General features: G+C 67.5%; 6 protein-coding genes. 1 reads left to right on the top strand and 5 read right to left on the bottom strand.

Annotation, left to right across the window (positions count from 1 at the left end; genetic code table 11):
* Window positions 1–1053, top strand: a 1053-nt coding sequence (locus WAW85_RS09865) for an amidase (protein WP_422559440.1), incomplete at its 5' end; no start/stop codon positions are given.
* Between the two features lie 119 nt (window positions 1054–1172).
* Here the strand turns inward: WAW85_RS09865 and WAW85_RS09860 are convergent.
* The 5 genes from WAW85_RS09860 to WAW85_RS09840 form a co-directional block, all read right to left on the bottom strand.
* Window positions 1173–2864 carry a cation acetate symporter gene (locus WAW85_RS09860; protein WP_422559439.1) on the bottom strand — a complete coding sequence of 564 codons (1692 nt, stop codon included), beginning with the start codon at window positions 2862–2864 and terminating at the stop codon, window positions 1173–1175.
* Window positions 2861–3268, bottom strand: a complete 408-nt coding sequence (locus tag WAW85_RS09855; protein WP_422559438.1) for a DUF485 domain-containing protein — start codon at window positions 3266–3268, stop codon at window positions 2861–2863. The genes WAW85_RS09860 and WAW85_RS09855 overlap by 4 nt, the downstream gene beginning before the upstream one ends.
* 248 nt (window positions 3269–3516) lie before the next feature.
* Window positions 3517–5247 (bottom strand): cation acetate symporter, encoded by a 1731-nt coding sequence (locus WAW85_RS09850; RefSeq protein WP_422559437.1) that lies wholly within the window; start codon window positions 5245–5247, stop codon window positions 3517–3519.
* Window positions 5247–5627, bottom strand: a complete 381-nt coding sequence (locus WAW85_RS09845; protein WP_422559436.1) for a hypothetical protein — start codon at window positions 5625–5627, stop codon at window positions 5247–5249. The genes WAW85_RS09850 and WAW85_RS09845 overlap by 1 nt, the downstream gene beginning before the upstream one ends.
* A gap of 3 nt (window positions 5628–5630) precedes the next feature.
* A partial coding sequence (locus tag WAW85_RS09840) for a LytR/AlgR family response regulator transcription factor (protein ID WP_422559435.1) occupies window positions 5631–6062 on the bottom strand: 432 nt, incomplete at its 5' end.

Here is a 6062-nt window from a genome sequence, read left to right as displayed (position 1 = left end):
GTGCTGGCCGCCTCGACAATGCCAGCCTTCGGGCTCACCGCAACCACCGAATTCGTCGACCGCGAACCCACCCGCAATCCGTGGGACACCGATTTCATCAGCGGTGCCTCCTCGGGTGGTTCGGCCGCGCTCGTGGCCGCCGGGGTGGTGCCGATCGCGCATGCGAACGACGGCGGCGGCTCCATCCGGATTCCGGCGGCGGCGTGCGGGCTGGTCGGGCTGAAGCCGTCGCGCGGGCGCACGGCAGCGGCGTCGACGTCGTCGAACGCCCCGATCGATTTGGTATCCAACGGGATCGTCTCCCGCTCAGTTCGGGACACCGCGTATTTCTTGGCGGATTTGGAGCGTCAGCGCAGCGTGGCAGAGTTTCCGCCGGTCGGGTTGGTGGAAGGACCGGGTAGGCGCCGGCTGCGGATCGCGCTGATCGCCGAGTCGATCACCGGGCACGCGTTGGACGCAGATACCCGGCGTGAGCTGAGCGCCACCGTTGATCTGCTCGCTGATCTGGGGCACCACGTTCAGCAGGTGCCGCTCCCGGTGGACCGCGCGTTCATCGGACAGTTCACCAACTACTGGGCGCTGATGGCGTTCTCCCTGGACAGGTTCGGTGGAACAGTGCTCGGCGCGGGTTTTGACCGCAGCAAAGTGGACCCGTTCACCCGGGGGCTGTCGCAGCGGTTCGCCCGGAACTTCTACCGGATGCCTACGTCGATCCTCGGACTCAAACGGGCGACCGGGAAGTTTCGTGCGGCGTTCGCCGAATATGACGTCATCCTGTCGCCAACCCTCGCACACACCACCCCCGAGATCGGGTACCTGGATCCGGCAGGCGACTTCGACGAGGTCCTTGAGCGGCTGATCCGGTACGTCGCCTTCACCCCGGCCAACAACTCGTCGGGCACCCCGGCGATCTCGCTGCCGCTGGGTCAGTCCGCTTCCGGGCTGCCGATCGGCATGCACTTCTCCGCGGACCTCGGCGACGAGCGGACCCTGCTGGAGCTGGCCTCCGAACTGGAGGAAGCCCGGCCGTTCGCCCGCATCCAGGACGTCTGAACGTCGTCGATCCTTCGGTTCGGGACCGGCCGTCCAGTGGACAAAGTCGGGTGCCGGACACAGTTCTGGGCCCGCAGATCCGATGATCGGCGGGCCCAGAACTTGTGCCGTGTTCGCTGCTAGTGGACGTGTGCTCCTTCTGCACCGACACCGGTGAGCGAGCGGACCTCCATCTCGGCGCGGCGGCCGACGTCCGGCTTCTCGCGCGAGGTGAGAGTTCCGATGATGCCCAGCAGGAAGGCCGCCGGGATGGAGACCAGCCCCGGGTTGGAGAGCGGGAACCAGGCGAAGTCGGCATTCGACAACATCGACGTCGGCTTGCCGGAGACGGCCGGGGAGAAGACGATCAGGGTGATCGTGATGGCCAGACCGCCGTACATGCTGAACAGCGCGCCGCGCGTGTTGAAGCGGCGCCAGTACAGGGAGTACAGGATGGTGGGCAGGTTGGCCGAGGCGGCCACGGCGAAGGCCAGTGCCACCAGGAAGGCGATGTTCTGGTCCTTGGCCAGAATGCCCAGAATGATGCCGATGATGCCGAGCACGACGACAGTGATGCGTGAGACCCGGACCTGTTCCTCCTCGGAGGCGGTGTTCTTCTTGATCACGCTGGCGTAGATGTCGTGGGCGAACGATGCCGAGGCGGTGATCGCCAGACCGGCTACGACGGCGAGGATCGTCGCGAAGGCCACGCCGGCGATCAGTCCCAGTAGGATCTCGCCGCCCAGTTCCAGAGCCAGCAACGGGGCCGCCGAGTTGACGCCGCCCGGTGCTGCGAGGATCTTCTCCGGACCGACCAGGGCGGCTGCGCCGTAGCCCAGGACCAGGGTGAACAGGTAGAAGGCGCCGATCAGGCCGATCGCCCAGACCACCGAACGACGAGCTTCCTTTGCGGTGGGGACCGTGTAGAAGCGCATGAGCACATGCGGCAGACCGGCGGTGCCCAGCACGAGTGCCAGGCCCAGCGAGATCAGGTTCACCTTGGAGGTCATGTTCGCGCCGTACTGGGCGCCGGGGGCGAGGACGTCGTGCGGCTGTCCGCTCGCCGTCGTCAGCATGGCCTGACCCTTCTCGGTCAGGTCACCGCTGGCTACGGCATTGTTGACGGCGTCTTGCGCCATGCCAAGCAGGTGCGAGACGTTCCACATGATGTCGCCCTTGAAGAGCACCATCAGCGTCATGGCCGCAGCGCCGGTGATCAGCAACACGGCCTTGATGATCTGCACCCAGGTGGTGCCCTTCATGCCGCCGATGAGCACGTAGGCGATCATCAGCAGGCCGACGACGGTGATGACGATCGCCTGGCCCGCATCGCTCTGGATGTTGAGGAGCAGGGCCACCAGGGCGCCGGCGCCAGCCATCTGGGCGAGCAGGTAGAAGATCGACACCGTCAGGGTGTTGATGGAGGCGGCCAGCCGGACTGGGCGCTGCTTGAGCCGGAAGCTCAGCACGTCGGCCATGGTGAACTTGCCGGTGTTGCGCAGGAGTTCAGCCACCAGCAGCAGGGCCACCAGCCAGGCGACCAGGAAGCCGATCGAGTAGAGGAAGCCGTCGTAGCCGTAGATGGCGATGGCGCCGGCGATGCCGAGGAAGCTCGCCGCCGACAGGTAGTCACCGGCGATGGCGATGCCGTTCTGGCGGCCGGAGAATCCTCCGCTGCCGGTGAAGAACTCGGAGGCGCTGGTGGTGCCGACCTTGGAGACCTTGATGACCACGATCAAGGTCACGATCACGAAGCCGACGAAGATCAGGATGTTGAGGGTCGAGTTTCCGGTGTCGACCTCGGTCGCGGCGAGGTTCAGGATGTGGTTCACTGCTGGCCTCCCTTCGGGGCGCTCTGCTTCAGGACATCGGCTTCACGGGCATATTTGCCGTCGGCGAAGCCTGCGCGGACCACGTCGGCCGCCGGATCGAGCTTGCGGTTCGTGAACCGGATGTAGAGGCCGGTGATGGCGAAGGTGGTGACGAACTGGAGAAGGCCCAGGACCAGGCCCATATTGATGTTTCCCCAGACCGAGGTGCCCATGAAGCCGGGCGCGAAGACGCCGAGCACCAGGTACAGCGCGTACCAGGACAGGAAGAACACAGTCATCGGGAACACGAAGCTCAGCAGTGTGCGCCGCAGCTTCTGGAACTCGGGGCTTTGCTGGGCCGCAATGAACTCGCCCGCGCTGGGCGCGGAGAGTTGTATCGGCGGGTGATCGGGTGTGTCAGACACTTCGGCCTCCTCGGTGCGATGCCGCGCGAAGTGCGGCCTTGCTCCGAACTCTCGTAGAGACACAGCTCACAGACAATGGGTTCTGTGACCTACGCGACGAGGGCCGACCCTCGTGCGACGAACGGTTATCCAGCGCCGACCAACGGCAGCCGTGGGGATCCTCGTTCGCCCGCACCTCGAAACGATCCGCGTTCCGCGGAACGCTTCCTCGTTGGTGGAGGCGACGGACCCGAAAGGCAGCGAACGGGCTAGCCGCCGGTTGGGGTGCGTTCGAGCACCAGGCCGAAGCGCTCGGGGACGTGCATGCGGGCGAAGATGGTTGCGACGTCGCTGCGCAGGGTGCGTCGGGTGGTTAGGGAGACGATCACCATGGTCGCGAAGGACAGCGGCACTGTGATCGCGGCCGGGAAGTTCACGACGGCAGCGAGCCAGCCGTTGCCGGTGACCCAGAAGGCGCCGGCCAGCACCGCGAAGATGGACGTGGCGGCGCCGACCAGCATCCCGGAGACCGCTCCGGCGGCGGTTAGCCCGCGCCACCAGATGCCCAGCACCAGTAGCGGGCACAGGGTGGCGGCGGAGACGGCGAACACCAGACCCACCGACCGGGACAGTTCCAGGGTGCCCGCGGCGAGGGCGAGGCCGATGGGGACCAGTCCGCCGATCAGCGCGCAGATCCGGAAGCTGCGGATTCCGGCTTTGAGGAGGTCGGTGGAGACGACACCGGCGATGCTGATCAGTAGGCCCGACGACGTCGCCAGAAAGGCGGCGATCGCGCCAGCTGCCACCAGCGCCACCAGCAGCTCACCGGCCAGGCCGCCGACGATCGCCGTCGGCATCAGCAGCACGGCCGCATCGGAGGTCCCGGTGGCCAAGACCTGCGGGACGTAGACCCGGGACAGCACGCCGAGCACCGTCGGGAACAGGTAGAACAGCGCGAGCAGTGCGATCACGGTGAGGGCGGTGCGGCGGGCCGCGGTGCCGGTGCGGTTGGTGTAGAACCGCACCAGCACGTGCGGTAGGCCTAACGCGCCGAGGAAGGTGGCGATCAGCAGCGAGATCACCTGGTACAGCGGATGGCCTCCACCCAACCCGCCGCCCGAACGGGCCCATTGCGCTCCGGTCTGCGGGGCGTCCGCGACCACCGGAGTTGCGGCCCCGGCGTCCAGGGATAGCTCGGAATCTCCACCTACGACAACGGTGCCGGCCGCGGCGGGCTGGTGTGTCACCGGCTGGCCGTCGACGGTGCCGCTGATCCACACGCCCGTCGGATCGGTGATGGTCACCGCGACATCGGTGGAGACGGTGACGGTGGTGGCGGTGGCGACTCGGGCCGGGAGTTGGTCGCTCAGGTTGGCCGGGTTCGAGGTGAAGTGGATGATCGCCACGAGAGCGGGCAGCGCGATGGCGGTCAGTTTGAGCCAGTACTGGATCGCTTGGGCAAAGGTCACCGAGCGCATGCCGCCGCTGACGACGTTGATGATCAGAGCGGTACCGACCACCGCCACGCCGACCCAGCCGGGCAGTCCGAGCAGGATGTTCAGCGTGAGGCCAGCGCCCTGCAACTGTGGCACCAGGTAGAGGATGCACACGCCAGCCACGACGACCATCGTGACGCGACGGGCGCGGGTGGATCCGAGTCGGAACTCGGCGAAGTCGGGCAGCGTGTACGCGCCCGAGCGGCGTAGCGGGGCGGCGACGAAGAGCAGCAGGGCCAGGTAGCCGGAGGTGAACCCGATCGGATACCAGAGGGCATCCGCACCGTACTTGGCGACCAGGCCCGCGACACCGAGAAAGGACGCGGCCGACAGGTATTCCCCGGCGATGGCGGCGGCGTTCCAGCGGGCACTGATACTGCGGGAGGCGACCAGGAAGTCAGACGTCGACCGGGCACCGCGCCCACCGTAGGCGCCGATCGCCACGGTGCCGACTGTTGCCAGCACCACGGCGGCCACCACGAGTGCCGCACCGGTGCCGGTCATCAACGCGGATGCTCCTCGTCGTCCATCAGGCGGATGAAGTCCCGTTCAGCCTGCTCGGCCAAGCGAATGTAGAGGCGCCCGGCGAGGTAGAGAACCGGGTAGGGCAGCAGGGCGAGCACGATCCAGTTGAGAGCGACCCCGAACAGGGTGGCCGAGCCGAAGCCGGCAAACGTGCTGCCGGCGATCGGGATGGCGAGTAGGAGCAGGGCGACGGCCAGGCCGATTCGCAGCGCAAGGCCGAGTTGGGCCCGGACCAGGCCGCGCACCAGATGCTCGCCGACCTCGGTTTGCTCGGCGACTTCGGCGCGGGTGCGCACTGCCCGCGCGCCGCGTCGTTGGGAGAGCACTACGCGCTCGCGTCGCGAGGAGCTCGGCGGCATCGGCTACTCCCGGTCCTGCGGCCCCGCGCGGAACGAGCGCAGCGGATCCCGGACGAGGCGGTCTTTGAGTTCGCGGACCTGGCGTCGGCTGACCGGCAGTTCTACTGCCGTGGTGGCGCCGTTGGCGCGGACCATCACTTTGGTGGCGGCGCCAGCTGAGCGCAGGCCGGTCACCATCGGAAGAGCGACAAGGTACGAGCGGTGCACGCGCGCGAAGCCGGCACTGGCCCAATGCGACTCGAGGGTGGAGAGCGTGACACGGACGAGGTAGGCGCCGGTTTCGGTGTGTAGCCGGGCGTAGTCGCCGACGGCTTCGACCCAGGAAATGGTGTCCCGATTGATGAGGGACGTGACCCCGCCGCGCTCGACCGGGATCACCTGACCTTCGACGCTGGTCGAGGTGGCTGGTGGCGCGGCCAGGGCCGCGGGCGGGTC

Origin of the sequence: Gordonia sp. (in: high G+C Gram-positive bacteria) (assembly GCF_049299075.1) — a bacterium.
Taxonomy (GTDB): domain Bacteria; phylum Actinomycetota; class Actinomycetes; order Mycobacteriales; family Mycobacteriaceae; genus Gordonia.
This window is presented reverse-complemented; position numbering and strand designations above follow the sequence as displayed.

Excerpts from the sequence above, each read along its gene's own strand:
- WAW85_RS09850 (WP_422559437.1), bottom strand. The coding sequence starts at position 5,247 with ATGACCGGCACCGGTGCGGCACTCGTGGTGGCCGCCGTGGTGCTGGCA.
- WAW85_RS09845 (WP_422559436.1), bottom strand. The coding sequence starts at position 5,627 with ATGCCGCCGAGCTCCTCGCGACGCGAGCGCGTAGTGCTCTCCCAACGA.